Source organism: Micromonospora sp. NPDC049240 (assembly GCF_040647835.1).
Lineage (GTDB): Bacteria > Actinomycetota > Actinomycetes > Mycobacteriales > Micromonosporaceae > Micromonospora.
In genome coordinates this window covers 246,475-266,033 of sequence record NZ_JBEZCX010000006.1, presented here as the reverse complement: position 1 = coordinate 266,033, position 19,559 = coordinate 246,475, and the positions used below count along the sequence as shown (strand labels likewise).

Annotated in this window: 17 protein-coding genes; 2 read left to right on the top strand and 15 right to left on the bottom strand. The window is 72.3% G+C overall.

What is annotated here, in order from left to right; all coding sequences use genetic code 11:
• Window positions 1-24 precede the first annotated feature (24 nt).
• The 15 genes from AB0B02_RS11605 to AB0B02_RS11535 all read right to left on the bottom strand — a co-directional run bounded on the left by AB0B02_RS11605 (window position 25) and on the right by AB0B02_RS11535 (window position 16,543).
• On the bottom strand, window positions 25-1,038 hold the full coding sequence (locus tag AB0B02_RS11605; RefSeq protein WP_357299514.1) for an aldo/keto reductase: 1,014 nt from the start codon (window positions 1,036-1,038) through the stop codon (window positions 25-27).
• A 4-nt stretch (window positions 1,039-1,042) separates the two neighbouring features.
• On the bottom strand, window positions 1,043-1,747 hold the full coding sequence (locus AB0B02_RS11600; RefSeq protein WP_357299511.1) for an HAD family hydrolase: 705 nt from the start codon (window positions 1,745-1,747) through the stop codon (window positions 1,043-1,045).
• Window positions 1,748-1,799: 52 nt separating this feature from the next.
• Window positions 1,800-3,035, bottom strand: a complete 1,236-nt coding sequence (locus AB0B02_RS11595) for a beta-ketoacyl-[acyl-carrier-protein] synthase family protein (RefSeq protein WP_357299508.1) — start codon at window positions 3,033-3,035, stop codon at window positions 1,800-1,802.
• Complete coding sequence (locus tag AB0B02_RS11590) at window positions 3,035-3,274, bottom strand: acyl carrier protein (RefSeq protein WP_281942566.1); 240 nt, start codon at window positions 3,272-3,274, stop codon at window positions 3,035-3,037. The genes AB0B02_RS11595 and AB0B02_RS11590 overlap by 1 nt, the downstream gene beginning before the upstream one ends.
• 13 nt (window positions 3,275-3,287) lie before the next feature.
• A complete protein-coding gene (locus AB0B02_RS11585; RefSeq protein ID WP_357299504.1) occupies window positions 3,288-4,313 on the bottom strand; it encodes a beta-ketoacyl-ACP synthase III in 1,026 nt (341 codons plus the stop codon).
• Complete coding sequence (locus AB0B02_RS11580) at window positions 4,313-5,413, bottom strand: AfsA-related hotdog domain-containing protein (RefSeq protein WP_357299501.1); 1,101 nt, start codon at window positions 5,411-5,413, stop codon at window positions 4,313-4,315. Before AB0B02_RS11580 ends, AB0B02_RS11585 begins: the two co-directional genes overlap by 1 nt.
• The gene (locus tag AB0B02_RS11575) at window positions 5,410-6,588 is read right to left on the bottom strand and encodes a hypothetical protein (protein ID WP_281942562.1); all 1,179 of its coding nucleotides are present in this window, start codon (window positions 6,586-6,588) and stop codon (window positions 5,410-5,412) included. The genes AB0B02_RS11580 and AB0B02_RS11575 overlap by 4 nt, the downstream gene beginning before the upstream one ends.
• Window positions 6,585-7,448 carry a hypothetical protein gene (locus AB0B02_RS11570; protein ID WP_281942561.1) on the bottom strand — a complete coding sequence of 288 codons (864 nt, stop codon included), beginning with the start codon at window positions 7,446-7,448 and terminating at the stop codon, window positions 6,585-6,587. Before AB0B02_RS11570 ends, AB0B02_RS11575 begins: the two co-directional genes overlap by 4 nt.
• A gap of 28 nt (window positions 7,449-7,476) precedes the next feature.
• A complete protein-coding gene (locus AB0B02_RS11565) occupies window positions 7,477-8,187 on the bottom strand; it encodes a DUF6182 family protein (protein WP_281942560.1) in 711 nt (236 codons plus the stop codon).
• The gene (locus tag AB0B02_RS11560) at window positions 8,184-8,867 is read right to left on the bottom strand and encodes a hypothetical protein (RefSeq protein ID WP_281942558.1); all 684 of its coding nucleotides are present in this window, start codon (window positions 8,865-8,867) and stop codon (window positions 8,184-8,186) included. The genes AB0B02_RS11565 and AB0B02_RS11560 overlap by 4 nt, the downstream gene beginning before the upstream one ends.
• On the bottom strand, window positions 8,864-9,766 hold the full coding sequence (locus tag AB0B02_RS11555; protein ID WP_281942556.1) for a hypothetical protein: 903 nt from the start codon (window positions 9,764-9,766) through the stop codon (window positions 8,864-8,866). Before AB0B02_RS11555 ends, AB0B02_RS11560 begins: the two co-directional genes overlap by 4 nt.
• Entirely contained in the window at window positions 9,763-12,492 is a 2,730-nt protein-coding gene (locus tag AB0B02_RS11550; protein WP_281942555.1) for a PEP/pyruvate-binding domain-containing protein, read from the bottom strand. Before AB0B02_RS11550 ends, AB0B02_RS11555 begins: the two co-directional genes overlap by 4 nt.
• Window positions 12,493-13,125: 633 nt before the next feature.
• The gene (locus AB0B02_RS11545) at window positions 13,126-13,356 is read right to left on the bottom strand and encodes an MbtH family protein (protein ID WP_281942553.1); all 231 of its coding nucleotides are present in this window, start codon (window positions 13,354-13,356) and stop codon (window positions 13,126-13,128) included.
• A 51-nt stretch (window positions 13,357-13,407) separates the two neighbouring features.
• Entirely contained in the window at window positions 13,408-14,778 is a 1,371-nt protein-coding gene (locus tag AB0B02_RS11540) for a condensation domain-containing protein (RefSeq protein ID WP_357299492.1), read from the bottom strand.
• Window positions 14,765-16,543, bottom strand: a complete 1,779-nt coding sequence (locus AB0B02_RS11535; RefSeq protein ID WP_357299489.1) for a non-ribosomal peptide synthetase — start codon at window positions 16,541-16,543, stop codon at window positions 14,765-14,767. The genes AB0B02_RS11540 and AB0B02_RS11535 overlap by 14 nt, the downstream gene beginning before the upstream one ends.
• 356 nt (window positions 16,544-16,899) lie before the next feature.
• Here AB0B02_RS11535 and AB0B02_RS11530 point away from each other — a divergent pair, with 356 nt between their 5' ends.
• Together AB0B02_RS11530 and AB0B02_RS11525 are read left to right on the top strand one after the other, a co-directional pair.
• Entirely contained in the window at window positions 16,900-18,063 is a 1,164-nt protein-coding gene (locus AB0B02_RS11530) for an acyl-CoA dehydrogenase family protein (RefSeq protein WP_357299609.1), read from the top strand.
• Window positions 18,064-18,349: 286 nt separating this feature from the next.
• Window positions 18,350-19,471 (top strand): acyltransferase, encoded by a 1,122-nt coding sequence (locus AB0B02_RS11525; protein ID WP_357299486.1) that lies wholly within the window; start codon window positions 18,350-18,352, stop codon window positions 19,469-19,471.
• Window positions 19,472-19,559: the final 88 nt, after the last annotated feature.

The following is a 19,559-nucleotide window of genomic DNA, read 5'->3' as shown; positions in this document are numbered from 1 at the left end:
ACGGGTCGGGGAGCCGGCACAGGGTCAGTCCCGGCGGACCGCCGACATGGTCAGCCCGGCGTCCCGGGAACCGGCCACCCGGGCGGCGATCGGCTCCAGCTCGGCCAGTTCCGCCCCGGTGAGCACGAGACCGGCCGCGGCCACGTTCTCCGCGAGCCGGGCCGGGCTCCGGGTGCCGGGGATCGGCACCACCGGCAGGCCGTGCACGACCGCCCGCTGGTGCACCCAGGCCAACGCGACCTGTGCCGGCGTGACGGAGCGGGCGGCGGCGATCCGGTGGATCGGGCTGAGCAGCGCGGCGTTGTGCCGGGCCCGGTCACCGGTGAAGCGCGGCATGTGCCGACGGGAGTCGTCCGGGGCGAGCCGGTCGACGCCGGTGACGGCGCCGGTCAGGAAGCCGCGGCCCAACGGCGCGTACGGCACCAGCGCCACGCCGAGTTCCGCCGCCGTCGGGACGACTGTCGTCTCCACGTCCCGGGAGAAGATCGACCATTCCGACTGCACGGCGGCGATCGGGTGCACCGCGTGCGCGGCCCGTAGCTGTGCCCCGGTGACCTCGGAGAGCCCCAGGTGCCGGACCTTGCCCCGGTCGACCAGCTCGGCCAGGGCGCCGACGGTCTCCTCGACCGGCGTCGCCGGGGCGACCCGGTGCACGTGGTAGAGGTCGATGACGTCGACACCGAGACGGCGCAGGCTCGCCTCCACGGCGCGGCGGAGGTAACCGGGCGAGTTGTCGATGCGCCGGTGCCGGGGATCGTCCACGCTGCGGACCAGGCCGAACTTGGTGGCGATGACGACCCGGTCCCGGTTGGCCCGGACGAACGGCCCGAGCAGCTCCTCGTTCCGGCCGTACCCGTACGCGTCGGCGGTGTCGAAGAGCGTCACCCCGAGCTCCAGCGCCCGGTCGAGGGTCCGCCGCGACTCCTCGACGTCGCTCGGGCCGTAGAACTCGCTCATGCCCATGCAACCGAGTCCCTGCGCGCCGACCGGTGGGCCGGCGGCGCCCAGGGCGACCGGCCGCAGCGTCCGTTCCGTCATCGGGTCATCGGCCCGACCAGTGCGTGCCGGCGGCGAGTTCCTGGTCGACGGTGTGGAGCAGGTCGACGTCGATCTTCCGGATGTCGTCGACCAGGTGTCGCACCCCGGTGGCCACCATCTCCTCCCGCTGGAAGTTGTGCGGCATGCTGGCCGGTACGCCGATGAAGCCGGCGCCCAGCGCCCTGGTGACCTCGGCCACCCGGTTGATGTCGTCGACGAAGACGACCTCGTCGAACTCGTAGCCGAAGATGTCCCGGACGATCTCCTTGGTGCCGGGCCGGACGTCGTTCACGTCGACGTACGGGATCTCCGCGTCGAAGTAGCCGGCGAGGTGGCCGAGGTACCTGTCGAACGTGTACTCGCGGTTCCGGCCGCCGTAGCACACCACGCGCACGTCGACCTCCCGCAGCGTGGCGAGCAGTTCCTCGGCGCCCTCGGTCACCTCGACCGGGTGCGTCCTCAGGTACTCCTCCCGGTGCGCGAAGAACGCCGCGATGGTCTCCTTCGCCGTCCAGGGAAGCTTGCAGGCCAGGGCCATGTTCTGGCCGGCAGCCAGTTGCGGCGAACCCCAGACGTGCCGTTCGACGTGGGCGGTGTACGCCCCGCCGTGCATGGTCACGAAGCTCTCGATCACCGGGCTGTAGGTGTCGTTCAGCACCACTCCGTCGCTGTCGAGCGCGACGAGGCGGATCTTGTCCAGTTTGCTCACTTCTTCTCCAGACGGTCGGTCCGATGGGTCGGTCGGTGCGGTCGGGCGGCGGTCACGCCGCGGTCAGCACGAGTGCGGCGTTGTGCCCGCCGAAGCCCAGCGACGTGCTCACCGCCACGTCGATCCGGGCCGGTCGCGGCGCCCCGCTGACCACGTCGATGTCGAGTTCCGGGTCCAGCCGGCCGAGGTTCGCGGTGGGTGGGACGCTGCCGTGTTCGATGGCGAGCGCGGTGTACCCGGCCTCGATCGCGCCGGCTGCCGCCAGGGTGTGTCCGGTCACCCCCTTGGTGGAGGTCACCAGCGGCCGGTCACCGAGCACCCGGTGCAGCATCCGACCCTCGGTGACGTCGTTGAGGGGGGTCGAGGTGCCGTGGGCGTTGACGTGGTCGACGTCGGTGGGGCCGAGCCCCGCGTCGGCCAGCGCGGCCCGCAACGCCTGCTCGATCCCGCGTCCCCGCGGATCCGGCGCGGTGGCGTGGTAGGCGTCGGTCGCGGCGCCGTAGCCGCGCACCACCGCCCGGGTCCGGGCGGCCCGGGCCCGGGCGTCCTCGATCCGTTCCAGGACGAGCACGCCCGCGCCCTCCGCGACCACGAACCCGTCCCGGTCGGCGTCGAACGGCCGGGACGCCTCGGCCGGCGCGTCCGCCCGCCGCGACAGCGCGCCCATCCGGCCGAGCCCGGCGACGACCAGCGGGGTCAGTGCCGACTCGGCGCCGCCGGCGAGCACGATGTCGCAGGCCCCGGCGCGGAGCAGGTCCCGCGCCACGCCGACCGCCGTCGTCCCCGACGCGCAGGCGGTGGCGGTGACCAGGCTGGGACCGCGGGCGTCCAGGTCCAGCGCGACGTACCCGGCGGCCATGTTGACCATGTACATCGGAATCAGGAACGGGGACACCTTTCGCGGCCCGCCCCCGGTCAGCGCGGTGTGCTGCCGTTCCAGGGCGCCGGCCCCGCCGAGCGAGTTGCCGAGGACCACGCCGACCCGGGCGCCGTCCCAACCGCCGGGCTGCCAGCCGGCGTCCTCGGCGGCGGCCCGGGCGGCCACGATCGCCAGCTGCGCGAACCGTTCCAGTTGCCAGGACGCGAAGCCGCCGAGCGCGGCCTCCGGCTCGAATCCGGGCACCCGGCAGCTCAGGGCGGTCGGCGTGCCACGGAGGGTGTCGTCGGCCCGCGCGCAGCTCAGGCCCGACCGGATCCGCTCCCAGTTCGCCGCCACGCCGATGCCGGCCGGCGTCACCAGGCCGAGCCCGGTGACCGCCACGCCGAAGGCGTCCGGGTGCTCGGCCATCAGGCGACCGCCTGTTTGGTCTCGACCAGCCGCGCCGCGTCCCGGATCGTCATCTCGTTGGTGAGTTCGCCGTCGTCGATGGCGATGTCGAACACGCCGTCGAGCAACAGCCCGAGTTCCACGATCACCAGCGAGTCGATGTCGAGTGACTCGAACGTCATGTCCGGCTCGATGCCGTCCGGCACCAGCTTCAACTGGGTCGCCAGAACGTCGATGATCCGGTCTTCGATTGCCTTCATCCGTGTGCTCCCGCTAGCTGTGGTCAGTTCCGTGAGGTGGTACCGCCCGGCACTCCGGCCAGACGAGCGCCACCGACCCCCAGGTGAGTCCGCCCCCGAAGCTGGCGAGCACCACCCGGTGCCCGGGGCGTACCGTGCCGGCCGCGACACCGTCGGCCAGGGCCAGGGGGATGGACGCGGCCACCGTGTTGCCCACCCGGTCGATGTTGGTGACGAACCGGTCGACCGACCGCCCGAGCCGGGTCGCGACCGCGGCGATGATCCGCAGGTTGGCCTGGTGCAGCACGAACCGGTCGACGTCGGCCGTCGCCCAGCCGCCGAGTGCGGTGGTCCGTCCGATCGAGGCCGACATGTGGCGTACCGCCTCGGCGAAGGCCGCCCGCCCCTGCATCTCGAAGTAGGTGTCCTCCGGCTTGACCGGCAGCCCGGTGGACCGTTGGCGCGATCCCCCCGCGCGTACCTCGATGAGGTCGCTGCGGCTGCCGTCGCTGCCCAGGCTCAACCCGTGCAGGGCGCCCGGCTCGTCGGCGGCGCCGCTGCGCAGCAGCACCGCGCCCGCCCCGTCCCCGAAGACGGCCCGGGTCGTCCGGTCGTCCGGGTCGAGGATGGTGGAGAACGTGTCCGCGCCGATGACCAGCACACTCGACGCGGTGCCGGCGGCGATCAGGCCCGCCCCGGTCGCCAGGGCGTAGACGAACCCCGCGCAGACCGCCGCGACGTCGAACGCCGGTACGCCGCCCAGGCCGAGTCGACTGGCCACCTCGGGTGCGGTCGCCGGGCAGGGCCGGTCCGGTGTGCTGGTCGCGACCACGACCACGTCGGCGCCGGCGGCGCCGGCGGACGCCAGGGCCCGGCGGCCCGCCTCGACCGCGAGGTCGCTGGTGGCCTCGCCCGGCGCGATGACGTGGCGTTGCCGGACGCCGGTGCGGGTGACGATCCAGTCCTCGTCGACGCCCAGGCGCGCCGCGAGATCCCCGTTGGTGACGACCCTCGGGGGCACCCAGGCGCCCAGCCCGGCGACCACCGCCGCTCGCCCCATCAGGCCACCCGCTCCCGGTCCGTCGTCGCGGTGCCGTCGGCGTCGGGCGCCACGGTGAGACCCATCCGCGCGATCTCGGCGCCGCCCTGGTGGAACGTCACGTCGACCGGTCGGGGTGACCCGCCGGCCCGGTCCGGTTCCGCCGCCGGCCCGGCCGCGTCCGCCGCGTCCGCCGGTACCGCCGTCAGCGTCACCGGCTGGTCGAGTTCCGCGTAGGCCGCGAACGACGCGGCCATCCGGGACATCACGGTGCGGTCCGGCGCGTCGCCGCCCCAGTGCGCCGTGGCCAGCGTGGCCACCTGCCGCGCGGCCTCCAGGAGCACCATCCCCGGCACGTGGTCGTGGTCGTGGTCGAAGAAGCTGATGTTCTCCACCGGCACCCGCAGGCCGGCGGTGACCGCCCGCTCGGCGGTCCGCACGTCGAGCAGCACGGTGTCGGTGGCGCGGCGACGGCCGACGCGGTCCGGCGCCGTCAGCCCGCCGACGACGGCCGCCGGGCCCAGCCGGGACGACGTCGGCGGCGGGCCGCCGCGCCCCCGGGACCGGACCACCGTGTACGCCTCCGGGGCCAGGTAGCCGACCGCCAGGCGCACCACGCCGATCCGGTGACCGGCGACCCGGAGGGTGAACTCGTAGTCCAACCCCCGCACCCGGCCCCCCACCCGACGGGGGACACCGGTGGTCACCGTCATCCGCAGCTCGGTCGGGCCGGACGTCGCGTCCCGGACCACCGCCGCGAACCCGGGCCGGAACAGCTCGGCGGACCAGCCCCGCAGCACGAAGGCCGCGCGCGGCTCGACGTCGAAGAGCACGTGGGCGGCGTACGTCTCGGCCTGCCGGCAGCACTCGACGAGCAGCAGCGGATCGAGCCGCCGGTTGGCCGCCCCGGTGTGTCCGGTGTAGTGCGGGTGGCCGGCCGGCAGCAGCGCGGCGGCGACGAAACCGTGCGGGCCGACCGGTCGGACGTCGGTCAGGAACACCTCGGTCAGGTTCCGCCGGTGCACCACGGACCGGTCGACGGTACGCGCGAAGTCCAGCGACTCCGCGGCGGCCAGCAGCTCCCGCTCGCCGGTGGCGGTCGCCCCGGCGGTCCCGGTCACCGCGCACCGCCCACGGTCGCCCGGGTGCGGACCGGGCCGGTCACCACGTCCAGCAGCGCGCCCACCGGCACGGTGGGTTGCCGGCTCATCAGCATGGTGGCCACCCGGTACGGGTCCGCGTAGCCGCGCCGGGCGACCAGCGTGCCCCACAGCTCGGCCGGGAACCGCTCCCCGGCGTCGTGGTCGTCCGCACCGGCGTGGACGTCGAGCAGTCGCCGCGCGCGTCGGATCCACCGGCTGAGTTGGTGCGCCGAGTAGCTCTCCCGGGCGGTGCGCCCGAGGCCGGCGATCAGGTACAGCCGCAGGCCGAGCCGGAACGCGTCGACGCCGTGGTCGTCGACGAACCGGTCGGCGATGGCGTCCAGGGTGTACCCCTGCCAGCCGCCGAAACGGGTGGACGTGCTGACGCCGTCGATCGGCACCCGGGGCACCTCGAACCGGACCACCCGGGCGCCGAGCGCGGTGAGGACGTGGCCCACCGTCTGGTAGTCGGCGCGCAACTGCTCGTCGTGGGCCAGCACCACCAGGTCGTGGTCGGCCAGCAGCGGCACCAGCTCCCGGAGCAGATAGAGCAGGTAGTTGGGTTGTCCGTCCGCGCCGAGGACGACCCGCAGCGGGTGGCCCGCCGCGGTCGCGTCCAGGTACACCGGAGCGCCCACCGGACGGCCGTCGATGCAGAGGTTCCGGCGGACGAGCAGGTCCAGCAGGTCCGCCTCGGCCATCAGCTCGGGCCCGTGCCGGCCGAGGTCCGGGTCGAACATCCCCAGCAGCTCGTAGTGGCCCCGCCAGATGTCCAGGAGCCGGGCGCTGGCCGGGTGGAGCCAACCGGCCTCGGCACGTCGTACCGTCGGTTCGATCGCGGCGAACGGCAGCCGGGGGGTCCGGTGGTACGCGACGTACAGCTCGCCGATCTCGACCTCGTCCAGTCCGGCGTACGCCGTCCCGGGGTGGTGCCGGTCGAGGTGGTCCCAGAATCCCGCCACCTGCTGGCTGCCCGCGTACGCCCCGTGCTGGTAGGCGACGGTCACGTCGGCGAGGACCGCGCTGACCCGGACGATCACGTCCAGGGAGAGCAGGTACTTCAGGTGGGTCGGCGTCAACGGCTTGGTGGGGCTGACCGTGACCGGCGCCAGCAGGATCCGCGATCCGGCGCCGGGCGGGATCGGGTGGGTCATCGGGCCGCCGCCGACTCCGCCAGCGCCTTCCGGAGGCGGCCGACCACCTCCTCGGCCTCCACCGGCGTGCAGTAGCCGGGGTCCGCGATGAAGGTACGCCCGGCCACGCCGCCGACGGTGCGGGGCACCAGCCACAGGTGGAAGTGTTCGGTGCCCTCCATGCAGGAGAAGATGTGGATCCGCGGCGCCCCGGTCACCTCCTTGAGCGGGCCGGTGAACCGCCGGACCAGCGTGCCGATGCCGGCCGCCTCCTCGTCGGTGAAGTCGGCGTAGTCGAGGAAGTGCCGGTGGGACTCGATGAGCAGGGTGCCGACCGGCCAGTACGGCGTGGGCCCGTGGCCCACCCGCCAGATGCCGTCGTCGACGAGGTGCCCGCCGGGCGGCACCGGGAAGCCGGCCCAGGCGGGCACCGGCAGGCCGGCGTACTTGGCGCAGACGAGGCACTGGCGCTCCTGGGGCGTGCGCCCGCTGAGCAGCCGGGTGAACGGGTCGCGGACCCGGGCCAGCGGCTCCAGCTGGGCGTGCCGGCTGTACCAGGCGTCGAGTTCGGCGGCGGTCGCGGCCGGATCGGTGAGGTGCGGGGTCGCGGCGTCGGCCCAGCGTTCCCGGGCCTGCTCGTCGGTCAGGCCGCTCAGGTCGGCCACGTCCCGCCAGGATCCGCCGGTGTCGCGCAGGTAGCCGACGATCGCGTCGTGCAACTCCGGGACCTCGGTGCCGAGCAGGCTCCACAGCCTCGGGGCCAGCGGCTCCTCCCCGTCGGGGGCGGCGACCGCCAGGCGCAGCGCCTCGGACAGGGCCTGCAACCGCGCGGACAACGCCAGGCGGGACAGGTCGGCCGCGGTGAAGTCCGGTGTGTCCATGTGGGTCCTCTTCATTTGGTCGGGCGCCCTATCGCCTCGGCTCGGGGGAGAGCCAGGTGAACAGGCGAAGGGCCGGGGAGTCGCCGCGCGCGTGGTGGACCCGCGCGTAGCCGGGCTCGGTGCGGACCAGTCGGGCGTCGAGGTCGGTCCGGTGGATCAGGCGGAGTGGCTCGTCGGCGCGCAGGCTGCCGCGCAGGACCGATTCGGCCAGGGTGTGGTGCAGGTGCACGAGGTACTCGGCCAGGGTCAGCGCCCGGACGGCCACGTGCAGTTCGCGGGGAGCGCCGGGGTGGGCCGACGCCGGCCCGGCGACCGGCGGGAGGTCGAGCTCCGCCGGCAGGGCCGGCAGCACCCCGGTCACCGGCTTGAGCAGGCGGCTCAGCCCCGGTAGCCGGCCCGCCGGGAAGGGACCCAACCAGGCCGCGCTGCCCGTCGGGGCGACGACCCGGGCCGGGTTCCGGGCGGTGAGGTTGGCGGAGTTGCCGAACAGGAAGCGGGTCCGGGTCCAGGACCGGCGCCAGGCGTCCGCCTCCCCGTCGGACAGCCCGGCGGCGAAGCACCGGGCGCCGCGTACCAGGTCGTCGAGGTCGACGCTGCGCAGCAGCACCAGCACGGTGCAACCCCCGGTGTCGTCGGCGGCGCGGTGCGGCTCGGCGCCCACCCAGGCGGCGCGTGCGGCGAGGAGTTCGGCCAGCCGGCTCTCCGACGGTGCGCCGTCGAGGTCCACCGGGGCGCTCACCGGTCCACCGCCGGGGACGCCGCCCGGTGCGCCACGGAGTCCATAGTGGACTCACTGGTCGTCGTCAGCACCGCCGCGACCACCTCGTCCGGTGGCGCCGCGCCGTCGACGATCCGCACCGGCAGGTCGCGGACCTCGGCCAGCAGCGCCGCGCGCAGGTCCGTCTGCAACCTGACGAAATCGGCTCGGTCGACGGCCGGCCCGTAGTGTTCGAACCGGTTGACCCGCGCACCGTCGCCGCTGCGCGCCCAGGCCGTCTCCGCCGGCACGTCCAGGTAGAGCACGCGGCCGGGCTGCGGGAACGAGCGCCAGTAGTCGAACGTGGGGGTGTGCTCCACCCCGAGCAGCCGACACTTGACCAGGAGCTTGTAGTAGTACGAGTCGATGATGACCCGGTCCGCGTCGGCGGCCCGCGCCAGTTCCTCCCGCAGGTGCAGCACGATCGGGGTCAGCACCGACACCACGAGCTCGGGGGAGTAGCGCTCCCCGGCCCACCCGAACGCGTCGGTGATCCAGCTCCTGCGCAGCTGATGGATCAGCGGGTACGGCCCGAGATACCGGTCGTCGTAGGAGACGACCCGCCAGCCGTGCTCGTCGTGCAGCCGGCGCAACACCGTCGACTTGCCGGCGAGGTCCGGCCCGAGCAGGGCCCAGAACCCGGTGCCGTCGGAGCGGCTCACGCCGGTGCTCCCTTCGTCAGCCACCCGACCGCGAGATAACTCGCGTACGTCACCGGGATGTAGGCGATGGTGAGGCCCACCGGCCAGCGGGGCGCGCCGGTGACGAACCGGGACGCCGCGGCCACCGACCACGCCAGCGGCACCAGCGCCAGCCAGCCCCAGGCGTGTCCGGCGCCGGACTGCCACGGCCGCAGCAGTACCAGCACGATGCCGGTGGCGAGCACGGCGGCGCCGAGCGCGACGGCCGTGGTCCCCCACGGGCCGAGGACCGTGCTGTACGTCCGCTCCCCGGGTCGGGGCCGGCGGGTGGCCTTGCGGCCGAACTCCAGGCACACCCCGCTGAGCGTGACCGCCACGATGGCGAGCACCCCGCCCAGGTCCGGCCGCCGCCCCTCGGCGTGCAGGAAGGCGGTGTACACGTAGATGCTGAGCAGCGGCTGGATCGGCAGGTTCACGGCGAGGTGCAGGGCCAACCGGTCGCCGGCGGGCCAGCCGTACACCCGGTCCAGGGTGATCACCACTGCCGTGTAGCCGAGTTGCCCGGCCAGCGCCGCCAGGACCACGCCCCGGCCGGCGTTGAGCAGCAGCAGGGCGGCGGCGCCGAGGACGACGAGGACCATCAGGTCCCGCTCCCGGACCACCCCGGCGGGCAACGGCCGGTGCGGGTTGTGCCGGCGGTCGTACTCGTGGTCCCGGATGTCGTCCATGGCCCGCAGCAGCAGCATGCCGACCACAAGCGTGACCGCGGTGACGGCGAGCCCGCCGTCGGGCCGCCAGCGCGGCACCCCGCCGACCGCCGCGAAGAGGGCGGTCAGGCCGATCGCCCAGGAGAGCATGAACGGCACGTGCACCGCCGGCGGGTACGCGGCGGCCACGTACCGGCCCCAGCGGCCGGTCATCGGACTCCGTCCAGCATCCGCACCGTGCCGGCCGTGCCGTCCACCTCGATGAGACTGCCGTCGGTGATCCGGTCGGTGGCCCGGTCCACCGCGACCACGGTGGGGATGCCGAGCATGCGTCCGGTGATGGCGGTGTGCGACAGCAGGGTGCCCCGTTCCACCACCAGCGCCCTCGCCGAGAGCATCAGGTAGAGCCAGCCGGGATCGGTCTCCCGGGCGACCAGGACGTGGTCGCGGCACTGCTCGGCGTCGATCGACGGATCGAGCACGACCTTGGCCGGGCCGCGGACGACGCCCGAGCTGGAGGCCAACCCGGTGAGGACGGCCGCGTCCGGTCCGACGGGTGCTCCCGGCCCGGGTGCGGCGGCCCCGCCGGCGACGCGTGCCCCGGCCAGCGCCACCGCGAGCGGCAGGTCGGCATCGGTGCGCAGCCGGGTGGGCAGCGGGTCGGCGTCCGTCCAGCGGGCCCGCTCGGCGGCCCGGACCGCCGCCAGCCCGCGCAGGTCGGCCCCGGCCAGGGTGCCGTCGAAGGCGCCCAGCACCTCGTCGACGGTGAGGTCGACGACGTCGCCCGGCCGGTCCAGGCGGCCCCGCGCGGCCAGCTCCGCACCGAGGCGGGTGAGCAGCACCCGGGAGTCGCCGAAGAGTTGGCTGCGGCAGAACCGGGTGTTCTCCCGAACATTGATCAGCGTACGCATCGTCCGGCCCAGCCCGCGCAGCACGGCCCGTTTCACCGGGTTGCGGCACCGCTCGCGCAACTCGCGTACGGACTGGTCGTGCGCCTGGCGCCCGGCGGCGCGGCTGGCCGACACGGTGAGTCCCCGGGCCAGGTAGGCCCGCACCGGCTGGAGGACGGTCCACGGTTCGTCCCGCGGGGCGGGCGTCTCCAGCTTGAGGTCGTGCATGCCCCGGTCGCCGTGGTCACGGAGGTGTTCCCGCAGCGCCGCCAGGAACCGGGCGCCGTGCCGGCCGGCGACCAGGTCGTCCCAGATCCGCCGCGGGTCCGCGCCGGACCGCAGCGCCGCCCGCGTGTCCGGGTCCTCCGCGGCGGTCGCCGCCAGCGCGATCGCCGAGTGCAGCGCCGCGGTGGAGCGGTTCTCCGGACCGCCGCACAGCAACCCGTTGAGCAGGCTCCGGTCCGCCCCCGGCACCCACCGGCGCAGCAGCCCGTCGGTCGCCCGGGTGGCGGTGAACAGGAAGATCCCGTTGACCAGGGTGACCCCCCACCGCCGGGCCACCTGCACCCACAGCGCCCGGTACGCGTCGACCATCTCGTGCGGACGTCGGGCCGCCACGTCGGCGAGGCCCGCGTGGTACCCGTCCCACCAGCGGAGGAAGCGGCGGACCCGCCACGGGTGCGCGACCAGCCGGGCGAGGATCTCCAGCACGTCGAGTACGTCGGTGAGTCGGGAGCCGCGCCGTCCGCCGGGTACGCCGTCGTGCCGGGCCGTCGTCCCGTCCCGCCCGGTGCTGCCGGTCGCGGCCAGGCCGAGGGACCGTTCCCAGGTGGACCAGAGCGGGCGGAAGCACCGGATCAGGCCGTGCAGGTGGTACCAGCAGTCGAGTTGGTAGTAGATCCGGCCGTCCAGGTGCCCGATCATCCGACGCAGGGTCGGTCGCTCGCGTCGCAGCGTGCGGGCGGGCACGCCCATCCGCCGGTAGAGGTCGGTGAACCCCACCTCGTACAGCTCCCGGGCCACCGAGTAGGTCAGGGCGCAGCTGATGCCCGGGAAGCTCTCGGTGACGTTGTTGTTGTCCCAGAGCAGGGCCGGGCTTCCCACCTCGTCCGGGGGGCGTGCCGGCGTGGCGACCGGGCGCGCCTGGACCAGGTGGATCGCGCCGTCCTCGGTGATCGTGCCCTCGATGTCCTGGGGTGCGTGGAAGCGGGCCTCGACCCGCGCCGCCAGTTCCGCGATCGCCGCCAGGTCGGCGTCCGTGAGCACCGGCTCGGTGGCCAGTTCCGGGGGTACCGGCAGGTCGACCGGTCCCTGGTCGGCGCGGGCCGGATCCCACCCGACCGCCCTGGTCTTGACCGTCACGTGGGGCTCGACCGCGCCGGTCGCCGGGTCCACGAAATAGTGGTCGACATCGGCCTTTTCCTGAACCACCCCTTCGCCAATGCCATAGGCGGCGGCGATCACCAGGCGGGCCGCGCCGTCGCGCGGATCGCGGGTGAACGCGACGAATGACCGGGTGCCCATGGCCATTCGTTGAATCCCGACCGCGATTCGCGCGGCGAACGGGGCGTGGCCCCGGCGGGCGCGGTAGAGCACCGCTTCCGGGTTGAACGCCGACGCCCAGCAGGCGACGAGTCGTTCGGCGAGACCGGCCCGCCCAACGTACAGGAAACTGTCACTGAGCCCGGCGAACGGATCCTCCGCCGAATCCTCGCCCGACTCCTGCTGATTGGGTCGGGGTACCGCACACGCACGCACCGCCACCAGTCCGTCCGGTCCGGCGATCTCGTCGAAGTGCGCGTCTATTTCATCGAGGAGTTCTGATGGAATTGTCAGGTACCGGACTCTCTGCCGAAGCGCTTCCGCGTGGCTGAGCAGCGCTTGGGCCGACCCGGCCGTGTCGGCGCGGATATCGGTCAGGAGAGGGCCGACGACCTGGTCGAACACGGTCGCGGGCACGCACCGTAACGGCGGTACGGCAAATCCGTCACGGGCCAGTTCCGCCTGTCTGGCGAACTTGTGGCCGACCAGCTCCGGGTCGAGAATCATCGGTCCGCTTTTGACTAACCACACACTGCTGAGCCTTCCTCACGCATGCGGAATTAGCCCGACTGTCCGCCGGGACGGGCGCGCGTCGCACATTCGCGGTGATCATGCACGACAGGGATCTGTGATTCAAGGCCCGAAACAGAAGACCGTGCGGATCGTTGCGTTTGGGCTGTTCAGACAGGTCCGACAAAACGCGATGACGTGGGACCCCGGTGGCATGCCCCGGTCCGCCGGGTGGGCGCAGCTCATTGACGCCGCATTCCCACTGTTTGCGGAGGAGGGTGGAGAAACGGCAGGGCAATGCCGGACAGCAGCGACGAACCGGGCGTCCGAACGGAACGTTCCGCCGAATATTTCGATAGCGCTCAGGTTTCCGGCCGGGCTATACGTCGCTGACGTGCCCCGATGCGCGATAATCGCAGCGAAAATACCGGTGGCGGACCAGGCGGGTTTCCGGGCGTTGCCCCGCGATCCGTGAGCGTCCCCGAGCCGGCGCGCAGAAGGCCGGGCGGGACGTCGCCGACGTCGGCATCGTGCTCGGCGCGGTGGCCGAGACCGATGCCGACGGGCGAGGCGGGCGGGGGTGGCGAGACGGTCAGATGTCCGACGGTGGAGACGGACGGAGCGGGTGCCTCACCGGCCCGATGCGGAGCCGGCCGCCTCGGTGGCCGCGATGAGGCTGGTCGGGCGCATGTCCGTCCAGTTCTCCTCCACGTACGCCAGGCACTCCTGACGGGAACTGGCCTCGACCACGGTTCGCCAGCCCTCGGGCACGTCGACCTCCGCCGGCCACAGCGAGTGCTGGTTCTCCTCGTTGACCAGCACCAGGTAGGTGGCGTCCTCGTTCTCGAAGGGGTTCGTCATGACAGTCCTTCCGGGTGACTGGTGGAATCGCGGTGGTAGAAAAAAACCTTGTCAGGCCAGCCCCAGCGGCGCGTCCGGCGAGGCACTGAAGGTCCGGGCGATCTCCGCGAAGTCCGCGGCCATCGAGGCGATGGTCTCCTCACGGAACAGGTTGCGCTTGAAGGAGAGGCACACCGAGGCGTCACCCGACGGTTCCCTGGTCAGCGTCCACAGCGCGCCGTCCGGCACGGCGGACTTCCGCGGCTGTAGGCCCGTCGCCCGCGGGATCCGGCCGAACTTCACCTCTCCCGGCACCTCGATGTACTGCCGCTGATCGGGCACCGCCTGGAACACCGCCGCCGCGTGGTCGTCGGAGGCGGCCGTCCGCATCAGCTCCGGGGCCTGCCCGAAGATCTCCAGCGTCGGCATCTCGTGCGAGAACGCTTCGAGGCAGGTGGTCCGGGTCCGCTTGAGCAGGTCCCCGAACGACGCGCAGCCGGCAAGGTCGGTGCGCAGCGGCAGGAAGTTGAAGAGCGGGCCCACGGTGTTTTCGAACAGCTGCCCGCCACGCCCCGGCGTGAACGTCGCGATGACGACGTCCGTGGCGCCGGTCCGCCGATGCACGAGCAGCTTGTACATCGCGACCAGGACCATGAACCGCGTGGCGCGGTGGGCTCTGGCCAGCCGGTCGATGGTCGAGAACACGTCGTCCGGGATCCGGAACCAGTGCGCCGCGGTCGACTCGGGCAGGTTCGCGGATCGCGGGATGTCCGTGGGGAGCGCCGAGAACAGACCGCCGTCGAGCTTGCGGCGCCAGTATTCGCGCTTCGCCTCCGTGCCCGCACCGGCCCCGGTCCGCTGCCAGTCGGCGAACTCGCGGAACTGCGGTGCCGCCGGCAGGTCCGGGACGGTCTGACCCGTCCTCGCGACGTACCGGTTGACCAGGTCGCGAATGACCACCTCCATGGACATGCCGTCCGAGACGATGTGGTGGATCATCACGACCAGGACCGTGTCCTGGTCGTCGAACCTGCCCAGCACCACCCGCAGGGCGGGCGTCTCGTCCACGCCGATCGTCTCGTCCTCGACCTCCTGCCGCAGCTCGTCGGCGCGCGCCGCGCGCGCCGCCTCCGGCGTCTCCGGGAGGTCGCGGATCTCCACGCGCACCGGACCGGGCGGCGAGATCTCCTGGTGCCGATTCCCCGTCGTACCGACGATCCGCGTCCGGAGTGCCTCGTGCCGCGTGACGACGTCCTGCAGCGCGTCGCGCAGCGCGGCGACGTCGATCGGCCCGCCCGTCACGCGCCACGCGTCCACCACGTGGTACCGGGGACCGAACGGGCCGTCGTCGTCACCGTGGTCGAACACGTCGACGAACTGGTGATTCAGCGACAGCGGGATCGTCTCCGGCGCGTCGACGCCTGTGGTCCTAGTGGGGCTCATCCCGGCTCCTATCAACTGGTTCCGCTTGTTCCAGGAGGTACTGGTCCAGCTCGGTGACGGTGGGCAGCTCGAACAGGTCGTCAAGAGTGAGCTCCACACCGAGCGCCTCGTTGACCGTCTGAACCAGCCGGATCCCGCTCAGCGACTGCCCGCCGAGTTCGAAGAAGCTGTCGTCGAGTCCCACCTCCGCGACGCCCAGGGCGCTGGCGAAGGCGGCGCACAGGATCTCCTGCTGCGGGGTGCCGGGGGACGTGTGGGTCGACGAACCGGCGAGGACCGGTTCGGGCAGCGCCCGACGGTCCACCTTGCCGTTCGGCGTGAGCGGGAGCGAGTCGAGCACCACGAACGCGGCGGGGACCGAGTAGTCGGGCAGCACCTTCTCCGCGTGCCTGCGGAGCGCCGCGAGGTCCACCGCGTCGGTCTCGCCGACGACGTACCCGACGAGGCGGTGGTCGCCGTCGTCGGTCGGCCGGGCCACGACGATCGCCTCGGAGATCTCCGGGTAGGCGGTCAGCGCTGCCTCGACCTCGGCGGTACCGACCCGGAATCCACGGATCTTCACCTGGTCGTTCGCCCGGCCGACGAACTCGATCATGTCGTCGGTGGCCCAGCGGACCAGGTCGCCGGTCCGGTACATGCGCGTCCCGGCGCCGCCGAACCGGTTCGCCACGAAGCGCTCCGCGGTCAGGCCCGGCCGGCCGAGGTAGCCGCGCGCCAGGCGCTCGCTCGCGACGTACAGCTCCCCGACCTGGCCGGGGCCGACCGGCCGGAGCCGCTCGTCGAGCACGAACAGCTCGCCGTTGTCCAGCGAACGGCCGACCGGCACCCGCGTCGCGGGAACGAACGGCGCCCTCACCGTGGTGGTGGTGGCGAACAGCGTGACCTCGGTCGCCCCGTAGGTGGGTCGCACCGTGATGCCGGGGCACGCCTTCAGCACCCGCTCGACGGCGCCCGGCGAGATGACGTCCCCACCGGTCGAGACCTCACCGACGGTGGCGAGGCAGTCCGGCGCCTGGTCGGCGACCACCCGGAACAGGCCGCTGGTGAGCTGGACGGAGGTGATCTCGTGGTCCCGGATCAGCCGCCGGAGCGTGCCGAGGTCCAGACGACCGTGCGGTGCCAGGACCAGGTGACCGCCGCGCAGCAGGGGAACCCACATCTCGTACGTCGACACCGCCGCCGCGTACGGCGCCACCATGAGCACCCGGTCCTGGGGACTGCTGTCCCAGCACGAGTCCAGGGCGACGCTCAGCACGCCCCGGTGGGTCACGCAGACGCCCCGCGGCAGCCCCGACGACCCGGAGGTGTGGATGACGCACGCGATGTCGTCCGGTCGTACGTCGATGTCCGGGGCGGCGACCGGCGGGTCCTGGCGCGCGGGGGCCGGGTCGACGAGCACGGTCCGCCTGCCGACCGGTAGGCCGGCGCGGTGGGTCTCCTCGTCGGCCAGCAGCACCGGCCGGCCGGCGTTGTCCATGACCCGCTGCTTGGCCTCCAGCGGATGGGAGTGGTGCAACGGCAGGTAGACCGCGCCGGCCTTGAGCACGCCCAGGGTCGCCACGATCAGCTCGGGTGAGCGCGTGATCAGCACCCCGACCGGCTCGCCGGGCCGCACGCCGAGGCCGATCAGTCGATGCGCCAACTGGTTGGCGCGCTCGTCGAGCTGGCGATAGGTCAGCCGTACGCTCCCTCCGGTCAGCGCCGGCGCGTCTGGTGTCCGGGCCACCTGCCTGGCGAACTGCTCCTGGATGGACCTGGAACCCATGCCGCCTCATCTCCGTCCACTCGTCCGCAGACCCGACCTGACAAGAGGGAACGTACCGCCGGCGCTGATCGATTTCGCCTTCAGGACTGCGCTACAAATCGTCGACGAGCGTCGATGTCGATCAGCAATCGTAAAGATGTGGCAGGCCGTCGGAGTTGGGACACTCGACGAGGCTGTCGAGGTGGCATCAGCTCCATCTCGGCGATAAGGATCGTCTGCGGACTGGACTCCGACACGCTGCATCTGACCGGGAGAACCGTCAGCAGCCGAAAGGATCGTGCACCGTGACACGAATCAGCGGCACCGCCGAACACGACCTTCCTGCCCCGGTCGAGCCGGACCTCACCCCGGCCCAGATGGTGGCGCGGGCCGAGGCGATGATCCCCGAGCTCGTCGACCGTCAGGCAGAGGTCGAGGAACGCAGCTTCTACGCCGAGGACATCCACGAGAAATTCGCCCGGAACGGCTTCTACCGAATTCTCCAGCCCCGTCGTTACGGCGGCTACGAATTCGGCCTCGACACTTTCGTGCGGGTCTCCACGACGCTGCTGCGCGGATGCCCGTCGACCGGCTGGATGTTCACCCTCGGGGCCATGCACACGCAGGTTGTCGCCACGATGTTCGGTGAGCGGGCGCAATCGGAGGTGTTCGGCGTCGGCGACTTCATCTGCCCCGGCACCGCCGTTCCCAGCGGGTCCGCCGAACGCGCCGCGGACGGCGGCTGGACGATCAGCGGCAAGTGGTCCTACTGCTCCGGGTCGCCCTACGCGACGCATTTCCTCGGACACGCCCTGATCGCCGGTGTGAACGGGGCGTCGCCGAAACCCCTGTTCTTCCTCGCGCCACGCAGTCAGTGGACGCGGCTGGACGACTGGGGCCGGCAGTTGGGCCTGCGCGGCAGCGGGTCACACAGCATCACCATGGAGAACGCCTACGTTCCGGAGCACCTTGCCCTGCCCGGCGTGCAGATCATGGAGGCCAACGTCTCTGGTGGCACACCGGGCCGGGACCTGCACGGAAATCCGGAGTACGGCGGCGGGCCGCTCTCCTTCACGAATCTGGGCAACGCGGCCCTGGCCGTGGGCATCGCGCGGGGAGCGCTCGACATCTACGAGATCCTGCTACGGGAGCGGACGACCCTGGTCCCGCCGATCGTGGCCCGACACCACGACCCCGACTACCAGTTCTGGTACGGCGACGCCGTCGGCATGATCGGCACCGCCGAGGCCGCGTTGCTGAACGGAGTTCAGCAGTGGCACGACAACTGTGTCCGTGGCCCCGCGGCGGTCACCCGGGAAGAGGACCTGCGGATCTCGGCGATCTGCCGACACGTGATCCAGCTCTGCTGGGACGCGGTGGCGAACTACCTGATGCCGACCGCCGGCGCGAGTTCGGTCCGGCACGGCGAACGGCTCGAGCGCGTCTGGCGCGACATGTCCATGTTGCACAGTCACGGGGGCATCTCCGTCCTGCTGCCGACGGTGGCCGTGCGGGAACTCACCCGGGTACGGATGCGCTGACGTAGTCGAGGGGACGACGGGCCGGTCATCCGGGCGTGACCCGCGGGGTCGGCGAGTGCCGCGCCGATCGGATGACCGGCATCGATCCACGTCACGTTCGTCGGCCCGCCGCCCCGGCCTCGCCCGCGCGCTGACATGAACGCATTTACGAAGACGTGGTCGCGACGGACGCGTGGGATCCTCGGCCGGAGCGAAAGGACAGCCGCCGATGACAGTGCAAGAAAGGGTGGACGGGGCAACGGATTCCCCGACACCTCCGGGCATCAGACTCCCCTCCCTGACGGCGATGCGGACCGTGGCCGCGACCCTGGTGTTCATCCACCACGCGATGTTCCAGCCGCTCTTCTCCGACCAGGGCGTGCAGAACGCCTACAACGAGTTCTCCCGCAACCTGGGTCCGCTGAGCGTCATGTTCTTCTTCGTGCTGAGCGGCTTCATCCTCACCTGGTCGGGCAAGCCGCGCGACGGCCTGAAGAACTACTACCGACGTAGGTTTTTCAAGATCTTCCCGAACCACCTCGTGGTCTACGCCATTCTGCTGGTCCTGATGTTCGTGGCCGGGCGCACCATCCTGTGGCCCGAGGCGCTGGCCAACCTCCCGCTCATGCAGGCGTGGGTGCCGAGCTTCGACTACCAGCTCCTCGCGGTGAACCCGCCGACCTGGACGTTGTCGGTGGAGCTGCTGTTCTACCTGTGCTTCCCGCTCCTGCTGATCGTGATCAACCGGATCCGGCCCGGCCGGCTGTGGCTGTACGCCGGGCTGGCCGCCCTGGCCGCCCTGCTCATGCCGGTGGTCTCGCGGCTGCTCCTGCCCGACAGCCCGGCGACGCCCATCTCCGCCTCGCTCTCCTGGCCCCAGCTGTGGTTCATCTACTACTTCCCGGTCACCCGGATGTTCGAGTTCGTGGTCGGGATGGTCATGGCCAGGATCCTGATCACGGGCCGCTGGCCGAACATCCGGCCGTCGCTCATCGCGGCGGTGGTGGCGGCGGCGTACGTGGCGACCCTGCCGCTCAAGCTGTTCGAGGAGGGGTACCAGACGGCGTTCCTCATCCCGCTCGCCCTGGCGATCACCGGCACGGCCGCGGCGGACCTCGGCGGGCGCCGGACGCTGTTCAACACCCGCGTCATGGTCTTCCTGGGCGAGATCTCGTACGCCTTCTACCTCGTCCACATCACGGTGTTCTTCTCCCTTCAGGCCGCGTTCAACCACCAGTGGGGCCTGGGCGGGATGTTCACCTCGCGACCGTTCGCCACGTTGCCCGCGATAGCGTTCCTCATCGGCTCCTATCTGGCCTGTGTGCTCGTCGCCTGGCTCCTGTACTCCCTGGTGGAGCGTCCGGTGATGCGGCGGTGGGGCCGGCCGGGACGAACCCGACCAACCGAGGCTCCGGCCGCGGTCCACTGATCGTCTGTCGGTAGCCGCCGGGTCGTGGAGCGGGCCGGCGGAGCGGTCGGGGTCGACGAGGGTGACGCTGAGGGCGTCCGCGTCGACC

What these genes read in the sequence shown, in the direction of transcription:
- AB0B02_RS11605 (WP_357299514.1), bottom strand. Translation starts at nt 1,038, where the DNA reads ATGACGGAACGGACGCTGCGGCCGGTCGCCCTGGGCGCCGCCGGCCCA.
- AB0B02_RS11595 (WP_357299508.1), bottom strand. Translation starts at nt 3,035, where the DNA reads ATGGCCGAGCACCCGGACGCCTTCGGCGTGGCGGTCACCGGGCTCGGC.
- AB0B02_RS11590 (WP_281942566.1), bottom strand. Translation starts at nt 3,274, where the DNA reads ATGAAGGCAATCGAAGACCGGATCATCGACGTTCTGGCGACCCAGTTG.
- AB0B02_RS11585 (WP_357299504.1), bottom strand. Translation starts at nt 4,313, where the DNA reads ATGGGGCGAGCGGCGGTGGTCGCCGGGCTGGGCGCCTGGGTGCCCCCG.
- AB0B02_RS11575 (WP_281942562.1), bottom strand. Translation starts at nt 6,588, where the DNA reads ATGACCCACCCGATCCCGCCCGGCGCCGGATCGCGGATCCTGCTGGCG.
- AB0B02_RS11570 (WP_281942561.1), bottom strand. Translation starts at nt 7,448, where the DNA reads ATGGACACACCGGACTTCACCGCGGCCGACCTGTCCCGCCTGGCGTTG.
- AB0B02_RS11555 (WP_281942556.1), bottom strand. Translation starts at nt 9,766, where the DNA reads ATGACCGGCCGCTGGGGCCGGTACGTGGCCGCCGCGTACCCGCCGGCG.
- AB0B02_RS11550 (WP_281942555.1), bottom strand. Translation starts at nt 12,492, where the DNA reads ATGATTCTCGACCCGGAGCTGGTCGGCCACAAGTTCGCCAGACAGGCG.
- AB0B02_RS11545 (WP_281942553.1), bottom strand. Translation starts at nt 13,356, where the DNA reads ATGACGAACCCCTTCGAGAACGAGGACGCCACCTACCTGGTGCTGGTC.
- AB0B02_RS11540 (WP_357299492.1), bottom strand. Translation starts at nt 14,778, where the DNA reads ATGAGCCCCACTAGGACCACAGGCGTCGACGCGCCGGAGACGATCCCG.
- AB0B02_RS11535 (WP_357299489.1), bottom strand. Translation starts at nt 16,543, where the DNA reads ATGGGTTCCAGGTCCATCCAGGAGCAGTTCGCCAGGCAGGTGGCCCGG.
- AB0B02_RS11530 (WP_357299609.1), top strand. Translation starts at nt 16,900, where the DNA reads ATGGTGGCGCGGGCCGAGGCGATGATCCCCGAGCTCGTCGACCGTCAG.
- AB0B02_RS11525 (WP_357299486.1), top strand. Translation starts at nt 18,350, where the DNA reads ATGCGGACCGTGGCCGCGACCCTGGTGTTCATCCACCACGCGATGTTC.